The sequence below is a fragment of the Nonomuraea sp. MG754425 genome (assembly GCF_021699195.1).
Classification (GTDB): domain Bacteria; phylum Actinomycetota; class Actinomycetes; order Streptosporangiales; family Streptosporangiaceae; genus Nonomuraea.
Genome location: NZ_SSXE01000445.1, coordinates 1 through 867, shown reverse-complemented (window position 1 = coordinate 867; position 867 = coordinate 1). Strand labels below are relative to the sequence as shown.

2 protein-coding genes are annotated in these 867 nt (G+C 72.2%); both read right to left on the bottom strand.

Annotation, left to right across the window (positions count from 1 at the left end):
- A partial coding sequence (locus FAF44_RS53400) for an aminotransferase class III-fold pyridoxal phosphate-dependent enzyme (RefSeq protein ID WP_237111153.1) occupies positions 1–292 on the bottom strand: 292 nt, incomplete at its 3' end.
- The coding region (locus FAF44_RS53395) for an IclR family transcriptional regulator (RefSeq protein ID WP_237111152.1) at positions 289–867 on the bottom strand (579 nt) is incomplete at its 5' end. The genes FAF44_RS53400 and FAF44_RS53395, both read right to left, overlap by 4 nt.

Genomic DNA, 867 nt, shown 5'->3' with positions numbered 1-867 from the left:
GGGCGAGGTGTTCGGCGGCGGTGACGGCGGCTTCGGTTTCGACGCCGGTGGTGAGTCCGTGGCGGACGGCGGTGGTGACGGCGTCGGTGACGGTGGGGTGGGCGTGGCCGAGCATGACGGAGGCGTTGCCCATGGTGCAGTCGAGGTGGCGGTGGCCTTCGACGTCCCACAGGTAGGGGCCTTCGGCGCGGGCGAAGTAGAGGGGGTGGGGGGTTTGGTAGCGGGTGTTGGAGTGCACGCCGCCGGGGACGTGGTGGGTGGCTCGGTGGAAGAGGGCCTGCGAGGTGGTCAACGGGTGCTCCTTGTCTCCAGGGACAGGCGTCTGGTCTCGGCCAGCAGGGCGGGTACGCAGGCGTTGGCGTTCTCGCGGGTGAAGCGGGCGGCGGGGCCGGCGATGGAGATGCCGCCGACGGCGTGGCCTGAGCGGTCGAGGATGGCGGCGGCGCGGCAGCGCAGGCCGATGGCGTAGCTTTCCTCGTCGACGGCGAAGCCTTGTTCGCGGGCGGTGGCGAGTTCGGCGTGGGTGTCGGTGAGGGCTTGTTCGGCGTGTTCGCCGACGGCGGTGCGCAGGATGTCGAGTTGCCGGGGGGTGGGCAGCATGGCCAGGACGGCTTTGCCCATGGCGGAGGTGTGGGGGTGCAGGACGTCGCCGACGCGGGCGACGGCGCGCAGGGAGTGGGCGGGTTCTTTGCGGGCCACGAGCACGATCTCGTTGCCGACGAGGAGTCCGGCGGTGGCGCTTTCGCCGGTCTGTTCGGCGAGGGTTTCGACGGAGGCTTTGAGGCGGTCGGCGGCGTGGACCTGGTCGAGGGTGCGGACGGCCAGGTGGAGCAGGCGGGGGCCGGCGGCGTAGCCGGAGCCGTGGAG